The sequence below is a fragment of the Acidovorax sp. FG60 genome (assembly GCF_057808995.1).
The window spans coordinates 497,396-516,678 of record NZ_JBMDJC010000001.1 but is presented as its reverse complement, the minus strand read 5'-3'; the positions used below and the strand labels follow the sequence as shown (position 1 = coordinate 516,678).

Below are 19,283 nucleotides of genomic sequence, written 5' to 3'. Positions count from 1 at the left end.
GGGCGGCAGCAGCTATTTTTCTTTCAAATCCAGGTGGTGTGGCTCACTGAACCCGGTACACCCGCCCCGTCTGCGCCCCTTCCACGCTGCGCTGGTAGCCGCGCGCGGCGCGCTCGGCAGACACCGTGTCGAACCCCGGGAAGAACGGCCCGTACACGCCCACGGATTCGGTGAGGATGGTGGGGCTCACGGCGTTGATGCGCAGGCCGCGCGGCAGCTCGATGGCGGCGGCGGCCACAAAGCCCTCGATGGCCGCGTTCACCGCCGTGGCATTGGCGCCGTTGCGGATGGGCTCGATCGAGAGGATGCCCGCCGTCAGCGTGATGGAGCCGCCATCGTTCAAGTACTTCTGGCCGACCAGCGCCAGTTGCACCTGGCCCAGCAGTTTGTCTTGCAGGCCCAGGTTGAATTGCTCGGCTGTCATCTCGGCCAGCGGGCCAAAGTGCAGGTTGCCTGCAGTGCTCACAATGGCATCGACTTTGCCCACCGCCTCGAAAAGCTTTGCGACCGCACCTGGCTGCGAAAAGTCTGCGCGGTGCGTGCCGCTGCTGCGGCCCACGGTGATCACCTCGTGGCGTGCGCCCAGGTTGGCCAGCACGGCCTGGCCGATGGTGCCGCTGGCGCCGATGAGAAGAATCTTGGACATGGTGTTTTCCTTGAAGGTTGAAAAAGAAGGGTGGAGGAACAGACAGGCCCCGATTCTTTTGCGAATCAATCAATGCATAAAGTACATTGAAGTTCTTCTTGTGCTAACCATTAATTAGGAATCCGCCGTGGACAAACTGCGCAACATGGAAGTCATGGTGGCCGTGGTCGAAGCCGGCAGCTTCGCCGCCGCCGCGCGCCAGCTGCAGATCTCCGCCGTGATGGTGGGCAAGCACATCCAGCAGCTGGAGACGCACCTGGGCGCGCGCCTGTTCCAGCGCAGCACGCGCCAGAACAGCCTGACCGAGGTGGGCGCCGCGTTCTACGACGACAGCAAACGTGTGCTGGAGCAGGTGCGTTGGGCCGAGTCCGCCGTGGAGCGCAGCCGCGCCGTGCCGCAGGGCCTGCTGCGGGTGAGTGCGCCTTTTACCCTGGGCAGCCATGTCATCGCGCCACTGGTGGCGGAGTTTCTGCAGCGCCATGAGCAGGTGCGTGTGGACCTGCAGCTCACCGACAGCGTGGTGGACATGGCGGGTGAGGGGTTCGATGCCGCCATCCGCATCGGCCGCATCGTGGACGAAGGCCTGGTGGCCCGCTCACTGCGCCCCTACCGCATGGTGATTGCCGCCACGCCCGCCTATCTGGCGCGCCATGGCACGCCACAGGGCGCGGCCGACCTGGCCCGCCACCAGTGCCTGAGCCACTCGGTGTGGCAGCGCCGTGTGGAATGGACGCTGCGCGATGGCAACGAGGAGTTCTTCTGGCCCGAGAACGCGCGCTTCGTGTGCAACCAGGGCGATGGCCTGCGCCAGGCGGCGCTGCGTGGGCTGGGTCTCGTCATGCAGCCCGAGGTGCTATTGGCCGACGACCTGGCCAGCGGCGCGCTGGTGCCCGTGCTGCAGCATTGCCTGCCCGCACAGCGCGATGTGCACTTGGTGTACGCGCCCGACCGGCGGCAACTGCCCAAGCTGGCGCGGTTTGTGGAGTACGTGGTGGGGACGCTGGGCGTAGATGGCCACTGACTGAGCTATACGGCAGCAGGCTCAGCAGAATGCTTTGCGCTGGTCCTTGAGTGCATTGCGGTCGATGCTCGCCGCGAGCTGTTCCATGTCGGCCGCGCAGACGCCGTGCTGCGCAAAATGCAGCGGCCATTGCTCTATCGCGTGAGCAACCTCCTGAATCAACCCGATGGCCCGGGAGCGGGTGAGACCGAAATCGCTCAAGTCGGTCAGCGCGTTGTCCAGCGTGGACTGCGCACCGTGCTGGCCCACCACCATGGCCTGGTAGCCCATGTTCTGCAGCGTGGGCACCACGTCGAACGCGGGGGCCAGGTCGTAGTAGCCGTCAAAGCCCAGGCGCAGGCAGTGGTTGCGCTCGTGGTCGTCGGTGTTGTCCATGAGGATGTTGAACACCATGCGCCGAAACAGCTCTTCGCGCTGCGCCTTTTGCCGGTCGGGGTGCGCCTGGCGCAGCAGCACGGTGGCCAGTGCGCCATAGCTTTCGGCCAGGCCCGCCGCAGCCAGTGCCGTCTTGGCAGAGATGCAGTGCACGCGCAGGCTCAGGGCACCCATCTGCACCCGGTCAAACCGTTGGATGGTCAGCGCATGGCGCTGCGCCCCCCGGCCCCGCCTGGATGGGATGGGCAGCACACCCGTGGTGGCAACGTGGATGCCTGCCAGGGCTGCCAGCGTCATGGTGGCGTGTTCGATGAGAGGCGTATCCACGGTGTCGTCCAGCTCGCTGAACTTGATGACGCAAGGCCCGCTGTCGGTTTGCAGCAGCGCCTTGGGCCGGGCGCCGCCCAGCGTCACGCCGGGCTGCACCAGCCGCTGAATTTCTGGTGTGACCGGGGCTTGCGACTGCACGTCTTCCACCGCCCGCACCATGGCCTCCAGATCACGCAATTGCGGGTACGGCCCGATGCGCCGGGGGATGTACTGTTCGGCTGAGGTGGAGATACCCAAGGCGCCAAAGCGGTCGTCACCAGCGAACAGCAGCATCTCCAGAATCGACAGGCGCGCAGGGCGGTCGATGTGGCGGATGATGCGCTCGCCCCAACGGTCGGGGCGCGCATCGTCAATGGCGCCGGGCGCGCTGTCCTTGTGGCCTGCGCTGAACATCTGGCCAGCCAGCAGGGGCAGGTCTTCGCTCAGCGCAAATTGCCACCAGTCTGCGGCATAGGTGAAGGTGGCGCAGTTGGGTACCAGCTGCGACAAGCCCACCGCCCCGGTCAGCACCGGCTGGGCGGGGTTGACCAGCGTCCAGACATACAGCGTGTCGTGCGGCACATAGGAGCGCGGCGTGACCTGCTGCGCGTGGTGCTGCTGGCTCATGGCCGCGCTTTCTTCTGGCCCGCGATCAGTGCGGCCAGGCCTGCGGCGGTGCTGTTGGGCTGGCGCTTTGGCGCGCCGAGTCCTGTAACTCGAATGGCTTGCCGGATCTGTTCTTCGGGGCCCAGTCCAGCGACCTTCTGCGCGGCCCCAATGGTTGGTTTGGCAGGGCTTGCTTCCTCGAAGGAGCCCTTCATCTCTTCGGCAACGTGCACGGTCCCCAAGTGGGCAGGTGCGTTGGTTTTGGAGACGGACGGCAAGGCGGCAGGCTTTGCGTTGCTTGCAGGCGTCTTTGCGTCTTTCTGCGCCGTCTTCTGTGCAGCGCGCCGGGGGCGGGCTTTGGCTACCTCAAGCTCCAGCGATGTGAGGTCGTTCTGCGGCGCAATCAGGTCGGCTAACCCATGGGCCTGGTTGATGAGCCACATGCACATCACATACGACGCCATCGACACCGACGGGTCGCCCCGCTCAATGCGCGCCATGGTCGGCTGGGACACGCCCAGCCGCTGGGCCCACTGGGCTTGTGTTTCCTTGCGGCGCTTGCGTGCAATCACGATGTTCTGCGCGAGCAACGCGATCTGCTGGAGGACCGCCTGGGGGTAGTCAGCGGGCTTGGTGTTTTGAGATGGCATTCATAGATATTAGTTCAAGAAGGATTTTTTGAGCATCTATGAATTATTTGCAGGTGACTAAAGGCAAGAGTTGAATGGTATAAATTATTCATATATGCACGTAAATGCGAGAAAAAATAATATCTATGATTAAATGGTGCTGAGCTGTCGGCATGGTCGTGCAACAAGGGGGCAATCAGCACAAGGACGTGCTGCTACGCGCCGCCATGCCGGGCCTACAGGGCTCACTCCACAGCGTCGCTGGGCACCGCAGGCCCGATCTTGAACACCCCGCTCACCCGCGCACAGGGCACGCCATCGGCCGTCACCAGTCCCTGAGCAAACACCAGCGAACGCGTGACGCGCAGCGGCTCGGCCTCGCCCTGCACCCAGGTGCCCAGCGGGGCGGGGGCCAGGTAGTCGATCTGCAGGCTGATGGTGGGCAGGAAACGGTCGGCCACCTGATCGCTTTTGCGGTGCACCGACAGCGGCAGCAGCATGTCGCAAAAGCTGGCCATCATGCCGCCGTGAAGGTTGTTCACGGGGTTCACATGGCGGCGCTCCACGCGAAAGCCGAACTGCACCACGCTGCCTTCGTGGCGCAGGTAGAGCGGGCCGTTGTGCTGGATGAACGGGCCGCCAGACTGCAGTGGCGCAAAGCCCGGTGGGATCTCGGCATGGCTGCTCATGCGCGGGCCTCCTTCTCCACATCCTGCGCAAAGCTGGCGCCCTCCAGGCTGCTGTGGGTGGCGCCGTCCTCGGGCAGCCAGCCGCTGTACACCGTGCGAAAGTCCGCCACGATCTGCGCCAGCGGCATGTCGTCAAACGCGCCGCGCTGGTGCACATACTCCATGTGGCGCGCGCCGGATTTGTCGAACGGGTGGTAGATCGAATCGTTTTCGCCATCGAACTCCAGCGGCAGCAGCCCAAAGCGCTCGCACAGTTCGATGTTGAAAGCGGGCGTGGCCTTGCGCCAGGCGCCATCCAGCCAGATGTCGGTGTAGCCGTGCCAGATGAAGAGGTCGGTCTTCATGGTCTCGCGCATGCGCTCGGTGCTGAGGTGGTTGCGCACGTCGGCAAAGCCCATGCGCGCGGGGATGCCCGCCGCGCGGCATGCGGCGGTTAGCAGCGCGGCCTTGGGCACACACCAGCCGTGGCCGTTGGCCAGCACGGTGCTGGCCGCCATGCCCTGGGGCGAGAGGTCGATGCGGTAGGGGTCGTAGCGAAAGCCGTCACGCACGGCCAGGTACAGGGCGACGGCGCGTTCGCGGTCGGTGGTGCCGCGTGCGTGTTGGGCGGCAAAGGCCTGGATGGAAGGTGCGTCGCTGTCGATAAGGGCCGTGGCACGCAGGTGGGCGGGCGTGGGGGTGCTGGTCATGGGCGGGTGTCTCCTGCAGTCTGTCGGGAATCAGTGTGTGGCTTCTGTGCACCCGATGCTGTCACAGGCGCGCCAGCCAGGCGCGGCTGGGGCTCGATGCCCCCATCACACCCGCCACGCAGGCAGCTCCCAGTTGCGCCACAGCGCCAGCCCGCGCAGCCCGGCCGTGAGCAGCACGCAGACCACCAGCGGTGCCCAGTCGGGCGCTTGCAGGTGGCGCAGGGCCACGTCGGCCCAGCCACCGGCAAAGGCACACAGGGCATACGGCCGGTGGTCGCTGAAGGCCTGGGGCACCTCGTTGCACAGCACATCGCGCAGCACGCCGCCGAACACGCCGGTGGTCACACCCATCATCACGCTGATGATGGGCGGCATGCCGATGGCGGTGGCAATGTCCACGCCCACGGCGGCAAACAGGCCCAGGCCGATGGCGTCGGGCAGCAGCATGGCTCGCTCGGTGGGCTGAAAGTGCCGCTGGCGCATGAACAGCATGGCGCCGATGCACAGCGCCAGAATGCCCCATACGAATTCGGTGTGGCGGATCCAGAAGAAAGGCCGCTGGTCCAGCAGCAGGTCGCGCAGCGTGCCCCCGCCAAACGCGGCCACAAAGGCCACGACACACACGCCCACGGCATCGAGACGCTTGCGCGCGGCCATGATCACGCCCGACAGGGCAAACGCGATGGTGGCGGCCACTTCCAGCGCGAAGCGCAGGGTGTGAATCCAGGGGGCGTCGAGCGGCAGGTCCATGGGCGCAATTGTGCCGTGGCGCTGTAGGAGCGGGCAGGGGCTTGCAGCACGCTGCCTGTCAAGTTTTTGCTACTGAAAATATAGCTTATAGCGCTTGCTGATCAAGCGCTGGCGCCTGTTTTTATCCAAAAACAATCTGCCAACGTCCCCGCTCCTGGGCAACTGGGGTGCTTCATGACACCAAGCCCCCCACCCGAAGAAGCTGCCAGGCCAGCGCCAGCAAACAGCCCGTGCCGCCCAGTGTGCCCAGGCGGTGTCCCCAGCGCAGGCTGCCCGCGGGCCATTGGTTCATGGCCAGCACCAGCAGCCAGCCCAGCACCATCCAGGCCGCCACCACCAGCGCCAGCCCCGCCGCCGGCCCCGCCGCAGCGGTGGCCGCAAGGGCCTGCAGCACGAGGGTGGCCAGAACCACAGCCCAGGCGCGCCGGGATGCCGCAGTGGCTGGGGGCGTGCCGTCGCCCCAGGCGCGCGTGGGCACGGTGCGCGCCCAGCGGGTCAGTGCGATCAATGAGGCCAGCGCGGCGCTGGCGCCGATGAGTTCGTTCATGCGGCCTCCGGCGGGTGGCGGTCGGGCCCTGGGTTGGGCGCGTGCGGCGCCCCGTGGCCCGCCCGCCGCCAGCGCAGCGCCCGCCGCGCGCGCGACCGCAGCGGTGCACCCACAGCCAGGGCACACAACGCCGACGCCACGGCCCACTGCACCATCCCCGCCTTGGCCGCCAGGCCGCCATAGGCCAACGCGGCCAGTGCCCACAGCAGCACGGCGGTGCGGGGCGTCCAGTGGCGCAAGGTGGCAGCGGGCAGGGCCACGAAGAAGGCGAGCAGCAGGCCCAGCATGCCCGACGAACGTGCGGGCTCGGTCGCCACGATGTGGGCCAGGCGGAAGGATTCCACCGCTAGTACACCGGTCAGCCAGAAGGGCCAGTGGGCTGACCCCACCCAGCGGGCCCAGCCGCGTGGGTGCCAGCGCGGGGGGGCGGTGGTTGTGTGCACTGCAGAGCCCGGTCGGGCCACGGCCGCAGACCGCGACGCCCTGCGCCGGTGCGCCTGCACCCGCTGGGGCCCGATAAAAACCGCGATGCCCCCGCAGATCAGCCCCATGGCGACCAGGCTGACCAACATGGCGGGTCCTTGGGCACTGCCCAGCACCAGCCCGGCCACACCGGCCACGGCCAGCAGCGCGCCCGCGCTACCCAGCGAGACGCGCCACAGCGCCAGCGTGCGCAGCGCCCACGCCGCCGCTGCCGACAGCAGCAGCCACACGCCGATGAGTGCCCACACCGCCCACACGGGCCGTTGCGCCAGCGAGGGCAGGCCCGCAGGCCCCCACAGGTGCACGAACACCGCCACGATGAGCGCGGCGGGCGTGGTGGCATGCAGGGCCAGAAGGAAACGTTGCATGGGGAGCGAAGCTGCGAAGCTATGAAGGGGGACGCTTGGCGTTGGTGTCAGCCCGCAGCCGCGATGCCGCCCGCTGTGGCCTGTGCAGCCTCCGCCTCGCGCCTGCGCTGCTGGCGCGCATCCAGCCAGATCAACGTACCCGAGATGGACAAAAACGCGGGCGTCATGCCCAGAAAGAAATACAGCCACTTCAGCGCCAGCCCGCCAAAGTCGCCAAAGTGCAGCGGCTCCATCAGGCCGTTGACCAGCGACCAGAAGCCCGCCGTGCGCGGGTCGTGCACCTTCTTGGGTACGCCGGTGGTGGCGTGGATGTCCACCCGCGCCGTGCTGGCCAGATGGTTGCTGAGATTGCCGGTAAAGCCCGCTTCGGCCGTGCTGGTGCCCCAGCGGCGCAGCGACACGTAGCGCGCCTCCAGGCCGGGCACGGCCTGCTGCGCTGTGGCGTACAGCGCATCCAGCGATTGCATGGGCACCGGCTCGGTGGCGTCACCGCCCGCCTTGCGCGCTGGCTTGGAGGCGGTGGCATCGGTGCTGGTGGTCACGTATTTGTAGCCCTGCTCAAACAGCGGCGCCAGTCCCATCCACGCCCCCGTGGCCGCAATCAGGATGTGAAAGCCCAGCCCCCAGATGCCCGCAGACTTGTGCAGGTCTGACATCACCACCCGAAAGCTGCGACCCCAGCGCTGGGTGAACAGCTCGGCCAGGATCTTGCGGTGGATGACGATGCCTGTGGCAATCAGCACCAGCATCGCCACCCCTAGGAAACCCACGATCCACCGCGGCCCGAAGAACAGGAACACATGCAGCATGCGCAGGTACTGGCCGAGCTGGCTGTCCACCGGGCCCACCACCGTGCCGGTGTCCGAGCGCAAGGCGACCTTGGTGCGGGTGTTGGCGGGCGCGCCATGCTCGCGCACAAAGGCGAAGTAGCTGGGGTTGACGGTATCCGGCAGCGCGATGGTCTCCACCATGGCGCCGGGGTAGCGGGTGTGCAGCTGTGCCAGCACCATGTCGAGCGACGCAGGTTTTTGAGAGCGCGGCAGCTGCGCCAGCGACGGATTGGCCCACAGGTCGATCTCGTGCTTGAACACCACCACCGCACCCGAAAAGCACACGATGAACATCAGCAGCCCCGTGACGATGCCCGCCCAGGAGTGCAGGGTGAAGAGGCGGTTGAGCGTGCGCTGGCTGGTCATGGCGTGCGGGCGGCTGGGGTGGAGCGTTGCGTCAGAAGAAGTACGTCACGCCCAGGCTGAAGTTGCGCGGCAACGCGGGCGAGACCACGTTGGCGTTGATCGCGCCGTCGTAATACGCCTTGTTGAATACGTTCTTCACGCCCGCGGTCACGCGGTAGTTCTCGCCCACGTAGCTCACGGACGCATCGGCCACAAAGTACGAAGGCAGTGTGAACGGGTACGAGCCAATCTGCTCGCTCACATACCGCCCGCCCAGGCCCAGCGTCACGCGCTGGTACTGCGGCAGCTTGTACGTGGCCCAGGCCGTGAGCGTGTGGCGCGGCGTGAGGTTGAGTGGCTTGCCCACGATGGCGGCGTTGGTGTCGCGCGTGACCTTGGTCTGCGTGTAGGTGTAGGCACTGGTCAGCTTCCAGCCGTTCTTCAGGTCCGCGCCCAGCTCCAGCTCCAGCCCGCGCGCGCGCTGCTCGCCGGTCTGCACGCTGAAGCCCGTGTTCACCGGGTCGGCCGTGGTCACGTTCTCGCGCACCAGGTCAAACACGGCGAGCGCGCCGGTGACCTGGCCGCCGGGGGCTTCGTACTTCACGCCCGCCTCCCACTGCTTGCCGGTTTCGGGCGCAAAGGCCGATCCCGCAAAGGTCAGGCCTGACTGGGGCAGGAACGACTCTCCGTAGCTCCCGTATGCGGCCCAACCCGGCTTGAACTCGTACACCAACCCGGCAGATAACGTGGTGGCGTTGTCCTTCTGGCGCGTTTGCGTCTTGGCTACGCGGTTGTCGGTGTCGGTGGTGGACCAGTCGCGGCGCAGGCCCACCAGGGCCGTCCAGCCCTGGCCGAACTTGATCTGGTCCTGCGCATACAGGCCCGCCACCGTCAGCTTGGCCGGTGCATCGGCGGTCAGCGCCTCGGGGCAGGTGGCCTGCATGCCATACACGGGCGCAAACAAATCCAGCGCCCCAATGCGGCAGGTGCGGCTGGCCAGCAGGCTGGTGCCGCTGCGCGCATCGAGGCCCGTCACCAGCTGATGCTTCACGCCCAGCGCTTCAAAGCGCGACAGCAGCGAGGTGTCGGTGGCCAGCAGGTCGTAGTCCATGTACTGGCGCGAGGCCTGGCGGTTCTGGAGCCGCTGGTTGGCCTGCAATGCCTGGTTGGAGACAAAGTTGCCCGTGCCCTTCTCGGTCTCGTAGCGCACGTTCTGGCGGAAGGTCATGGCCTCCGACATCTTGTGCTCCAGCGTGTAGCCCACGGTTTTGCTCTCCACGTCATACCCGCCAAAACTTGGGTCGCCCGTGAACATCGTGACGGGCAGCGTGCCGTTGCGGTTGGGCAGCAGCGTGCCGTAGGGCGTGATGCCCTGCTGGCGCATCCATTGGCTCTGGCTGTAGGTGGCAAACAGCACCAGGTCGGTCTGCGGGCCCAGGTCGATGGAGAGCGATGGCGCGAACCACCGGTCCTTGCGGTAGACGAACTGGGTGGGGTCGTCGGCGTTGGACACCTGGGCATTGATGCGCAGCGCCGTCTTGCCCGATTCGGACAGCGGCTTGTTCACGTCGGCCTGCAGCGTGCGCTGGCCGAAGCTGCCCACCTCCACGCCCACCTCGTTGATCGCCTCCTTCTTGGGCCGCTTGCTCACCGCGTTGACGATGCCGCCGGGCTGCACCTGGCCGTACAACACTGAGGCCGAGCCTTTGAGCACCTCGAAACGCTCGTAGCCGTAGGGCTGCAGCTTGGCCCACATGCCCGGGCTCTGCACCAGGCCATCGACCAGGATCGATTCGGTGGAGCGAAAGCCCCGGATGTTCAGGTCGTCAAACCCCCGGCGCCCAAAGTTGACCGGGCTGACCCCCGCCACCGTCTGCAGCGCTTGCTGCACGTTGGTGATCTGCCGCGACTCCATTTGCTCGCGCGTGACCACGCTGACGGACTGCGGCGTTTCCAGCCGCCGCATGGGCGCCTTGCTGGCGGTCTGCGCCTCGACGGGGGCAAAGCCCATGTCTTTTTCGGTGCTGGCGTTGATGCGGACTTCTTGGAGCTGGGGTGCGGTCACTGCCGCGTCTGCTGCAGGTGTGCTGGGCTGCTGCGCCATGGCGGCCTGGGCGAGGCACAGGGCCAGCGGGGTCAGGGTGAAAAGAGTGGCCGCGCGGACGGATGGCAAGCGCGGGGCGTGCGCGAAGCGCAGGGGCTGAGAAGACATGGGGGTCCCGATGGAGGTGAGCGGACAACAAACGCTGGGGGCGCTGGCTCACGTGGCAAGGGACGTTGGCTGGCGAGAAAGTGATGAATTATAATGCGAATGGTTATCGTTTGAAATTCTTCAATGAAGTGACTGGAGTGCGAGAAGTCGCAGTGCCTTCTTGAGGGAGTTGAGGTAACCACCACCGCCATGCGGCGCGAAAACTGGGACTTTCTGGGCTATTCCGGGACAACGCGAAACGTATCGTTGAAACGAAGTTGCAATCCATGTAGCAGCACGCGGCCCCGCCAGGAGCCCAATCTGAACTCCGAGGCTAGACTTCTGCCTTCGGCCAATAGCGGACATACTTTCATGAGCCACTCCAATCTCAGATTGTCTTGCGTCCGAATGGTCGCGATGCTGATTGTCTTAACGCTGGGCCTTGCTGGAAGTGCTCTTGCGTGTTCGTGCATCGCAGCTAGGTCGACATCCGAGCGCGTTGCAGATGCCACTTTTATCGTCGTGGCTCAAGTTATCGCGACGGATGCAACTAGCGATATAAAAGAGCCGCAAGGCTGGCCGGGTTTTGTCGCCCGCTACAGATTGTTAGAAGTCATCAAGGCGTCCACGCCTCCGCCCACCAAGCTCTATTCAGGAAAAGGCGCAGGTGACTGTGGCGTCCCTTTGTTCCCAGCAGTTACGTATATTTTCTTGGCTGGACCCGAAGGCAACGTCACTATGTGCTCCGGGACTTCTATCCTCACCGACGGTAGCAAGTTTGCAGGCGCCTACCTTTCACACGTTCGGTCTTTGTCTGACCAAACTGCGCCTCCGTCACCGCCCCCCTGGTCATGGGGGTACCAAACTTTCAATGCGCCAGCTGAATACGACGCGCTTTTCTTATTGGGTGCGAGCAATTGACGGAAATGGAATGACTGGTAGTACGCAACTTCTGCTCAGGGCTCATAGCGTAAGTTGCGACATGCCCCAGAAGCAAATCTTGCGGTGCTTGACGTCTAGGCATTGACCTAACGATTAGGCGTGGTGCGCTGGATGTCAGTAGGCCAGCACCGATGCGTCAGTTTGTGTGTCGCGAAAAGAAATCGCGCCAAAAGTAGGTGGCGCGAAAGCGATTTGTAGCTGGCGCGAAAGCGGTTTGCGCGCCACTTTGTTGAGCTGGTCACCCCTGCAGAAGCGCTTTCTGGAGCCCTCCGCACCGCGCGAGGTTTTTGCTATTAAATGTGTAGCTAAAAGTCATGATGGTCGAGCGGAGAAACCTATTTTTAATCCAATTTTTGGATGGAGGTAGCCCCCTCCCCATCCTCGGCCCCCTCCGCCCCGCCATACCCTGGGTACGCCCCTCCCGCCGCATTCAACGTCGCACTTTCCTGCCGCTCCCGCGCCATCTGCTCCGCAAACTGGTTGCGCCCTTCTCGCGCCACGGCGATGAACTTGGCGCGGTCCTTGTGGTGCGGGTACATGCGGTCGGCCAGCGCGATGTTGTGGGTGCGAAAGCGCTGGGTGATGGCGGTGGCTTGCGCGGGTGGCAGGCCCATCAGCTCCAGCACGGTGTGAGCGCTTTGCAGGCTGGACTCGAACAGCTCGCGCTGCACCAGTGTCACGCCCAGGTCGCGCAGCTTGTTCCAGTGCGTCACATCGCGCGCGCGGGCCACGATCTGCAGGTGCGGGAAGTGCTCGCGCGCCAGTTTGGCGATCTGCAGGGACTGCTCGGCATCGTCCACGGCCACCACCAGGATGCGCGCGTGTTCTGCCCCGGCGATACGCAGCAGGTCGAGCCGCGTGGCGTCGCCGTAGAACACGCGGTAGCCGAAGGTGCGCGCCACTTCCAGCATGTCCACGCTGTGGTCCAGCACGGTGGTGGGGATGCCTTGGGCCAGCAGCACGCGCGAGACGATCTGCCCATAGCGGCCGAAGCCCGCGATGATGATGGGCGCCTCTTGGGGTTCGGAAATTTCCTCGGCCTGGGGCGTTGTGTTTTTGAGCTGTGCGTAGCGGCGCAGCAGCACGCGGTCCAGCAGCACCAGCAGCAGCGGGCTGATCAGCATCGACAGCGCCACGGCCCCAATCAGCAGCGAGGCAGTCTCGGCCGGGAACACGCTGGCGCCGGCGGCGGCCTGGAACACCACAAACGCAAACTCGCCGCCCTGGGCCAGCAGCAGGGTGAACACCGGACGCTCCTGGTAGGGGATGCCGACGATCTTGGCCAGCGTGTAGATCACCACGGCCTTGGCCGCCAGAAAGCCGACCAGGATGGCGGCCATGAGGCCTGGCGAGCGCAGGATCACGCCGAAGTCGATGCTCATGCCCACGGCGATGAAGAACAGCCCGAGCAGCAGGCCCTTGAAGGGCTCAATGTCAGCCTCCAGCTCGCGGCGGTATTCACTGTCGGCCAGCAGCACGCCGGCGAGAAAGGCGCCCAGCGCCATCGACAGGCCCACCAGCACCATCAGGTAGGCGATGCCCACCACCAGCAGCAGCGCGGCGGCCGTGAAGATCTCGGGGGTGTTGCTCTTGGCGATCCAGCGCAGCACGGGGCGCAGCAGCAGGCGCCCGCCGAGGATGATGGCGGCGATCACGCCGACGATCTTCAGCACCTCCAGCACCATCTCACCTGGCGAGTGGCCCGCGCCTTCGCCGGCGGCTGCGCCCAGCACGGGCAGCAGGGCCAGGATGGGGATGGCGGCCACGTCCTGGAACAGCAGGATCGAAAAACCTGCCTGGCCGCTGCTGGTGCGCATCAGGTTGCGCTCGGCCAGCACCTGCAGCGCAATCGCCGTGGACGACAGCGCCAGGCCTAAAGCGCCCACCAGGCTCACGCGCCAGGGCAGGCCCGCCAGCGCACCCAGCGCAAATAGCACAGCCGCGCAGCCCAGCACCTGGGCGGTGCCGGTGCCGAAGATGGGGCGGCGCAGCGCCCACAGGCGGCTGGGTTGCAGTTCCAGCCCGACCAGGAAGAGCATGAGCACCACGCCAAACTCGGCAAAGTGCAGGATGTCCTGTACGTTGCTGACCAGCCCCAGGCCCCAGGGCCCGATGGCGATGCCCGCCGCCAGGTAGCCAATGATGGCGCCGAGGCCCAGCGCCTTGGCGATGGGCACGGCCAGCACGGCAGCGGTGAGGTACAGGAAACCGTAGGTGAGCCAGGTGGGGGCGTGTTCCATGGAGGCGCGGCAATAGTGGTGGCGTTGGGAGGGGCGTCGCAGGGGGCGGACCGGCGGGCGTGGGCGTGTCAGGATTCTGGCATTGCCGTAGCGATGCGGGGGTGCGCGTGGCATAGCATTGAAATGCTTCTATTTTGATAGCATGTAGCGCTTTATGGTCAAGCGCTAGCAGGCATTTTTATCCAGATCATGGCAGTGACACGGGGGCGTTGTTAAGATGCTCGCCCTTCTTCGCACACGGGCTTGGTGATTCATGGACTTTCAGACTTGGCTGGCTTTTTTTGCGGCATCGTGCCTGATTGCGGTGTCGCCGGGTTCGGGGGCCGTGTTGTCGATGAGCCATGGGCTGTCGTACGGCGTGCGCAAGACGGGCGCCACCATCCTGGGCCTGCAGCTGGGCCTGTTGCTGATTTTGCTGATTGCCGGGGCGGGCGTGGGTTCGCTGCTGCTGGCGTCCGAGGTGGCTTTCAGCGTGGTGAAAGTGCTGGGCGCCTGCTATCTGATCTATGTGGGCTTTGCGCAGTGGCGTGCCGGGGACAAATCGCCGGTGCAGGGCGATGAAGCAGAGTCGGCCGGCACCTGGCAAAAACGCTGCCTCACGGGTTTTTTGACCAACGCCACCAACCCCAAGGGCATCATCTTCATGGTGGCGGTGTTGCCCCAGTTCATGACCGACACGCGCCCACTGTGGACCCAGCTGGTGGTGATGGCCGCCACCACGGTGACGGTGGACGTGGTGGTGATGCACGGCTACGCTGCGGGGGCCAGCGCGCTGCGCCGCCTGATGCGCAGCGCGCGTGCGGTGCGGGCGCAAAACCGTGTGTTTGGCGGCTTGCTGATGGCGGTGGGCGCCGGGCTGTTCTTCGTCAAGCGCGGCGGGCAGCACGCTTGATAGGATGGTTGTGCTTCGATTTTAATAGCTGCTTGCGCTTGCCTATAAAGCGCTAGAGGCTGATTTGGCTTGGTTTTTCATGGATACGCAGATTCCAAGGAGGGTGTCATGCCAGTAGTTGTTGTCGCCAACCCGAAGGGCGGTGTGGGCAAGTCCACACTGTCCACCAACATCGCGGGCTACTACGCCAGCCAGGGGCATCCCGTGATCCTGGGCGACACCGACCGGCAGGAATCCGCCAAGCTCTGGCTTGGTCTGCGCCCGCCAGCCGCGCGCCCCATTGGCGCCTGGGATGGCATCAGCTCGGACGTGATCAGCCGCCCGCCCAAGGGCACCACGCACGCGGTGCTCGACACCCCTGCCGGGCTGCACGGCTGGCGGCTGAACGATGTGCTCAAGCTGGCCGACAAGATCATCGTGCCGCTGCAGCCCAGCGTGTTCGACATCTTTGCCACACGCAGTTTTCTGGATCAGCTGGCCGAGCACCGCCGCGCCGAAGGGGTGCAGATCGGCATCGTGGGCATGCGCGTGGACGCCCGCACCAAGGCCGCCGAGCAGCTGCACCATTTTGTGGACAGCCTGGGCTTCCCGGTGCTGGGCTACCTGCGCGATACGCAGAACTACATCCACCTGGCGGCGCATGGCCTCACGCTGTTTGACGTGGCGCCCGGCCGCGTGGCGCGCGACCTGGAGCAGTGGCAGGGCATCTGTGCATGGCTCAATTCTTGAAGGACAGCGTGAAGCAGAACGTACAACCAGTCCCTCGGGAAAACACCTGTCACCCGGCAGACAAGGCGCGCCTGGGTGCGGGGCTACATTGCGACGATGAAAATCTTCCGCTCTTATTCCGAAGTCAGCGCCTGCGTGGGCCAGGAGGTCGCCGTGACCGACTGGATCACCATTACGCAGGAACAGGTCAATCTGTTTGCCCAGGCCACGGGCGACCACCAGTGGATCCATGTGGACCCCGAGCGTGCCAAGGCCGGGCCGTTTGGCGCGCCCATTGCGCACGGGTTTCTCACGCTGTCGCTGATCCCGCAGTTTTTCGAGACGGGCCTGACCATCGAGGGGGCGCGCATGGGCGTGAACTACGGGCTGAACAAGGTGCGCTTCACGGCGCCCGTGCCTGTGGGCAGTCGCCTGCGCGCGCGCCTCACCTTGCAGGCTGCCGAGCCCGTGGCGCCCGATGGTATGCAGATGACCTGGCTGGTGACGGTGGAGCGCGAGGGCAGCGAGAAGCCGGTGTGCGTGGCCGAGTCGCTGGCGCGCAACTTCGGCGCTCCGGCATAAAGGGCACAGCAAACTCCCTCTCCCCTTGTGGGAGAGGGTGGGGGAGAGGGGGAGCGCAGGCACAGCGCCCAGATTGCAACCCCCTCTCCCCCGGCCCCTCTTCCGCGAGGGGAGAGGGGAGGTGTTGGGTGCGTCGGTTGGGGGCTGGCGCTGTTGGCCGGAGGGCTTGAACCATGGACCGCCTGCAAGCCATGAAAATTTTCGAGCGTGTGGTGGAAGAGGGCGGCTTTGCCGCCGCCGCCCGCGCCATGGACATGTCACCCCCTGTGGTCACCCGCATGGTGGCCGAGTTGGAACAGCATCTGGGCACGCGGCTGCTGCAGCGCACTACCCGCAAGCTGGCGCTCACCGACGCGGGTGATGCCTATCTGCAGCGCGTACGCACCATCCTGCACGAGATCGACGACGCCGAAGCGGCAGCGGCGGCCAACACGCGCGATCTGCGCGGCACCATCCGCATCGTTGCGGCGCCCGTGCTGGCGACCAACTTTCTGGCGCCCATGGTGGCGCTGTGGCATGCGGAATTCCCCAAGCTATTGCTTGACATCGACCTGGACGCCTATGCCTCGGCGAGGGTGGATGAATATGATGTGACCATCATGGTGGCAGGCGAGGATTTTGATGCCAACATCGTGGCACGCCCCCTGTTGAAGGGGGAGGCGATTGTTGTCGCATCACCCGACTACCTGGAGCGCAAGGGCATTCCGCGCGAGCCGCAAGACCTGCTGCAACACGACTATCTGCGCGACTCCGGCATGGCCGCGCGAGCGCAGTTGGGGCCAGCGCGCAAGCTGCGCCTGCAATCGCTCAACGGCAGCATGCCCGCGCAAGAGGTCGATGTGCCGGCAGTGCTGCAGTCGGTCAGCACCGAGCTGCTTCTGCGCGCGGCGGTAGACGGCGCGGGGGTGGCTGTCACCTCGCGCCTACTGGCCGAGGAACACCTGGCCCGTGGCGAACTGGTGCACATCCTGCCTGCGTGGATTTTTTCGCGCTACACCATCTATGCCGCGCTGCCGTCCGGCCGCATGCTGCCCGCGCGCACCAAGGTGTTTCTGGACTTTCTCAGCGAGCAGGTGCCCCTGGCCGTGGCGGACCAACGCGGGCAGCAGGCCAAGTAACCCAAGGCCATCGGCCAGGGTGGCGCGCCCACCAACAATCAGCCAGGCATCAACCCAGCTGCGCAAATCCGCTGATGATGGTGCCCTCTGGCTCCACGGCGATTTCGCCGTCGGGCATCGCAAAACTGTTCTGGCGCCAGGCTTCGAACACCGTCACAGCCACGGCGTTGGACAAATTCAGGCTGCGCTGGCCCGCCACCATGGGCAGGCGCAGGCGTTGTGCGGGCGGAAAACTCTCGCGCAGTTCGGGCGGAAGCCCCCGCGTTTCAGCGCCAAACACCATCCAGTCGCCCGGCAGGAAGCAGGTGGAATGCACGGGCTGCGAGCCGTGCGTGGTCATCGCGAACATGCGGGTCGGGTCTGGTTGGGTATCCCGCAGGAAGGCGGTCCAGCCTGCATGCACTTGCACCTGGGCGTATTCGTGATAGTCCAGCCCCGCACGGCGCATCTGGCGGTCTTCCATCGAGAACCCGAGCGGCTCGATCAGGTGCAGAGTGCACCCCGTGTTGGCCGCCAGGCGAATCACATTCCCCGTGTTGGGCGGTATCTCGGGTTCGACGAGGACGATATGGAACATGCCGCCAATTGTCATCGCTGGACGTGTGAGTTGAGCAACCGCTCGTAATCAAAAGTATCCCGCTGGTACTTCGAGGTTGCGGGGCTCAGTCGAGCCCCGTGCGCGCCAGGACGGCGGCGGTGACATGCGTCACGCCTGCCTCGCGCAGCGCCAGGGTGGCCGCCTGCAGCGTGGCACCGGTGGTCATCACGTCATCGATCAGCACCACCCGCTGGCCGCGCAGGGCTGCCGCGCGGCTGGGTTCAACGGCGAAGGCGCCGCGCAGGTTGCGCAGGCGCTGGGCGCGGGGCAGGCTGCTTTGCGCCTCGGTGGCGTGCAGGCGCAGCAGGGTGTGGAGGTCGGTTTTGGGGCCTACCAGGTGCCTTGCCAGCAGGGCCGACTGGTTGAAGCCCCGCTCGCGCAGGCGTTCGGTGGACAGCGGCACCGGAAGCACGCGGTCAGCCGCTTCCAGCGCCGGTTCCATCCACGGCGTGCTGCGCATCAGTGTGGCCAGCGCCTTGGCCCAGCCCGGATCACCGCGAAACTTGAACTGCGCCAGCGCATCGGCCCAGGGGTAGGCGTAGTCCACTGCTGCAATGCAGGCATCAAAGCTGGGCGGGGTCTGGATGCAGGCGCCGCAGACCTCTACCCCTGCAGGCACCCGCAGGGCGCAGCGCTGGCAGCGCGTGGTGGGCTGGGCAAACCGCGCCACGCAGGCGTTGCAGATGCGCTGCGAGGGCCAAGTGTGGCAGAACGCGCACTGGCCGGGCACTTGGTTGGCCCAGGTGTGGAGACGGCGCGAAATCCCTGTCAGGCCCGTAAAAAGCATGAATCAATATACTCGCGCGGCCCATGACGTCCTCCGAGCGCCCCCCCACCATTGACCCCGTTGCTGCGGCCCGCTGGCATGCAGCAGCCCCCGCCGTATCTCCCTGGCTTCATGAAGAAGTGGCCCGCCGCATGGAGGACCGCTTGCAGTGGATTCGCCAGGCCCCTGAATCGTGGTGCCATTGGGACGCAGTGCGTGGCGGCCTGCAGGCGCATGCGCTCGTGAGCGCACGCTATCCCAAAGCGCGTTGCCAGATCTACGAAACGTCAGCCCATTGCGAGGACTCTGCCCGGCAGGCGCTGGCCAAGCCGTGGTGGAGTCCTGCGCGCTGGAGCGCAGGCAACCCCCAGCTGGGTATGCCAGCATATGCGAGTGTGCAGATGCTATGGGCCAACATGGCGCTGCACACGGCAGCCGACCCGCAGGCGCTGATCGCGCAATGGCACCGTGCCCTGGCGGTGGATGGCTACCTGATGTTCTCGTGCCTGGGGCCCGATACCCTGCGTGAACTGCATGCGGTGTATGCCGAGCTGGGCTGGCCCCCGGCCGGGCATGCCTTCACCGACATGCACGATTGGGGTGACATGCTGGTGCATGCCGGTTTTGCCGAACCGGTGATGGACATGGAGCGCATCACGCTCACGTTTGCCACGCCCGAGCGGCTGGTTCAAGAGCTGCGCGAGCTGGGTTGCAATCTGCACCCTGATCGCTTTCCCTCATTGCGCGGTCGGCGCTGGCGCGAGAAGCTCTACCAAGTGCTGTCCGACCGGTTGGCAGATCCGCAACAAGGTGGTCAGTTGGCACTGACTTTCGAAATCATTTATGGCCATGCCTTCAAGCCCGCGCCTCGGGTGCGCGTCAGTTCCAGCAGCGCTGTGTCGCTGCAGGACATGCGCACCATGTTGCGCCAGGGCGGCAAAGAGAACTAGCCTGTAACG

At 65.6% G+C, this 19,283-nt stretch carries 19 protein-coding genes; 6 read left to right on the top strand and 13 right to left on the bottom strand.

The genetic code is table 11. The features are described 5' to 3' along the window. Positions 1 to 43: 43 nt before the first annotated feature. The gene (locus ACODS0_RS02360) at positions 44 to 646 is read right to left on the bottom strand and encodes a short chain dehydrogenase (RefSeq protein WP_488832487.1); all 603 of its coding nucleotides are present in this window, start codon (positions 644 to 646) and stop codon (positions 44 to 46) included. Between the two features lie 127 nt (positions 647 to 773). Here ACODS0_RS02360 and ACODS0_RS02355 point away from each other — a divergent pair, with 127 nt between their 5' ends. After that, a complete protein-coding gene (locus tag ACODS0_RS02355) occupies positions 774 to 1,667 on the top strand; it encodes a LysR family transcriptional regulator (RefSeq protein ID WP_488832486.1) in 894 nt (297 codons plus the stop codon). Between the two features lie 21 nt (positions 1,668 to 1,688). Here ACODS0_RS02355 and ACODS0_RS02350 read toward each other — a convergent pair whose 3' ends face one another. The 10 genes from ACODS0_RS02350 to kefC form a co-directional block, all read right to left on the bottom strand. After that, positions 1,689 to 2,978, bottom strand: coding sequence for a type II toxin-antitoxin system HipA family toxin (locus tag ACODS0_RS02350; protein WP_488832484.1), 1,290 nt, complete (start codon positions 2,976 to 2,978; stop codon positions 1,689 to 1,691). Beyond that, a complete protein-coding gene (locus ACODS0_RS02345; RefSeq protein ID WP_488832482.1) occupies positions 2,975 to 3,607 on the bottom strand; it encodes a helix-turn-helix transcriptional regulator in 633 nt (210 codons plus the stop codon). The genes ACODS0_RS02350 and ACODS0_RS02345 overlap by 4 nt, the downstream gene beginning before the upstream one ends. Positions 3,608 to 3,831: 224 nt before the next feature. Further along, entirely contained in the window at positions 3,832 to 4,275 is a 444-nt protein-coding gene (locus tag ACODS0_RS02340; RefSeq protein ID WP_488832480.1) for a PaaI family thioesterase, read from the bottom strand. After that, entirely contained in the window at positions 4,272 to 4,964 is a 693-nt protein-coding gene (locus tag ACODS0_RS02335) for a transglutaminase-like domain-containing protein (RefSeq protein ID WP_488832478.1), read from the bottom strand. The genes ACODS0_RS02340 and ACODS0_RS02335 overlap by 4 nt, the downstream gene beginning before the upstream one ends. A 105-nt stretch (positions 4,965 to 5,069) precedes the next feature. Then, positions 5,070 to 5,714 carry a trimeric intracellular cation channel family protein gene (locus ACODS0_RS02330; RefSeq protein ID WP_488832476.1) on the bottom strand — a complete coding sequence of 215 codons (645 nt, stop codon included), beginning with the start codon at positions 5,712 to 5,714 and terminating at the stop codon, positions 5,070 to 5,072. A gap of 172 nt (positions 5,715 to 5,886) precedes the next feature. Next, on the bottom strand, positions 5,887 to 6,261 hold the full coding sequence (locus ACODS0_RS02325) for a hypothetical protein (protein ID WP_488832474.1): 375 nt from the start codon (positions 6,259 to 6,261) through the stop codon (positions 5,887 to 5,889). Then, on the bottom strand, positions 6,258 to 7,112 hold the full coding sequence (locus ACODS0_RS02320) for a hypothetical protein (RefSeq protein WP_488832472.1): 855 nt from the start codon (positions 7,110 to 7,112) through the stop codon (positions 6,258 to 6,260). The genes ACODS0_RS02325 and ACODS0_RS02320 overlap by 4 nt, the downstream gene beginning before the upstream one ends. Positions 7,113 to 7,159: 47 nt before the next feature. Beyond that, positions 7,160 to 8,308 (bottom strand): PepSY-associated TM helix domain-containing protein, encoded by a 1,149-nt coding sequence (locus ACODS0_RS02315; protein ID WP_488832470.1) that lies wholly within the window; start codon positions 8,306 to 8,308, stop codon positions 7,160 to 7,162. Positions 8,309 to 8,339: 31 nt separating this feature from the next. Then, positions 8,340 to 10,499, bottom strand: a complete 2,160-nt coding sequence (locus ACODS0_RS02310) for a TonB-dependent siderophore receptor (protein ID WP_488832468.1) — start codon at positions 10,497 to 10,499, stop codon at positions 8,340 to 8,342. 1,262 nt (positions 10,500 to 11,761) lie between these two features. Then, entirely contained in the window at positions 11,762 to 13,660 is a 1,899-nt protein-coding gene (kefC, locus tag ACODS0_RS02305; protein ID WP_488832465.1) for a glutathione-regulated potassium-efflux system protein KefC, read from the bottom strand. Positions 13,661 to 13,913: 253 nt separating this feature from the next. On the opposite strand from kefC, the gene ACODS0_RS02300 reads away from it, so the two are divergent. From ACODS0_RS02300 to ACODS0_RS02285, 4 genes are all read left to right on the top strand, one after another. Beyond that, complete coding sequence (locus ACODS0_RS02300) at positions 13,914 to 14,552, top strand: LysE family translocator (RefSeq protein WP_055398576.1); 639 nt, start codon at positions 13,914 to 13,916, stop codon at positions 14,550 to 14,552. A gap of 108 nt (positions 14,553 to 14,660) precedes the next feature. Then, positions 14,661 to 15,281 (top strand): ParA family protein, encoded by a 621-nt coding sequence (locus ACODS0_RS02295; protein WP_121505563.1) that lies wholly within the window; start codon positions 14,661 to 14,663, stop codon positions 15,279 to 15,281. Positions 15,282 to 15,377: 96 nt separating this feature from the next. Then, positions 15,378 to 15,842, top strand: coding sequence for a MaoC family dehydratase (locus tag ACODS0_RS02290; protein WP_488832462.1), 465 nt, complete (start codon positions 15,378 to 15,380; stop codon positions 15,840 to 15,842). Positions 15,843 to 16,015: 173 nt separating this feature from the next. Then, positions 16,016 to 16,960, top strand: coding sequence for a LysR family transcriptional regulator (locus ACODS0_RS02285; protein ID WP_055398579.1), 945 nt, complete (start codon positions 16,016 to 16,018; stop codon positions 16,958 to 16,960). Between the two features lie 49 nt (positions 16,961 to 17,009). Here ACODS0_RS02285 and ACODS0_RS02280 read toward each other — a convergent pair whose 3' ends face one another. Both ACODS0_RS02280 and ACODS0_RS02275 read right to left on the bottom strand, forming a co-directional pair. Beyond that, a complete protein-coding gene (locus tag ACODS0_RS02280; RefSeq protein ID WP_055398580.1) occupies positions 17,010 to 17,537 on the bottom strand; it encodes a tRNA (cytidine(34)-2'-O)-methyltransferase in 528 nt (175 codons plus the stop codon). Between the two features lie 85 nt (positions 17,538 to 17,622). Next, positions 17,623 to 18,345 (bottom strand): ComF family protein, encoded by a 723-nt coding sequence (locus ACODS0_RS02275; RefSeq protein ID WP_488832458.1) that lies wholly within the window; start codon positions 18,343 to 18,345, stop codon positions 17,623 to 17,625. Positions 18,346 to 18,368: 23 nt separating this feature from the next. Between ACODS0_RS02275 and ACODS0_RS02270 the strand changes: the two genes are divergently transcribed. After that, entirely contained in the window at positions 18,369 to 19,274 is a 906-nt protein-coding gene (locus ACODS0_RS02270) for a biotin synthase (protein ID WP_488832456.1), read from the top strand. Positions 19,275 to 19,283 lie beyond the last annotated feature (9 nt).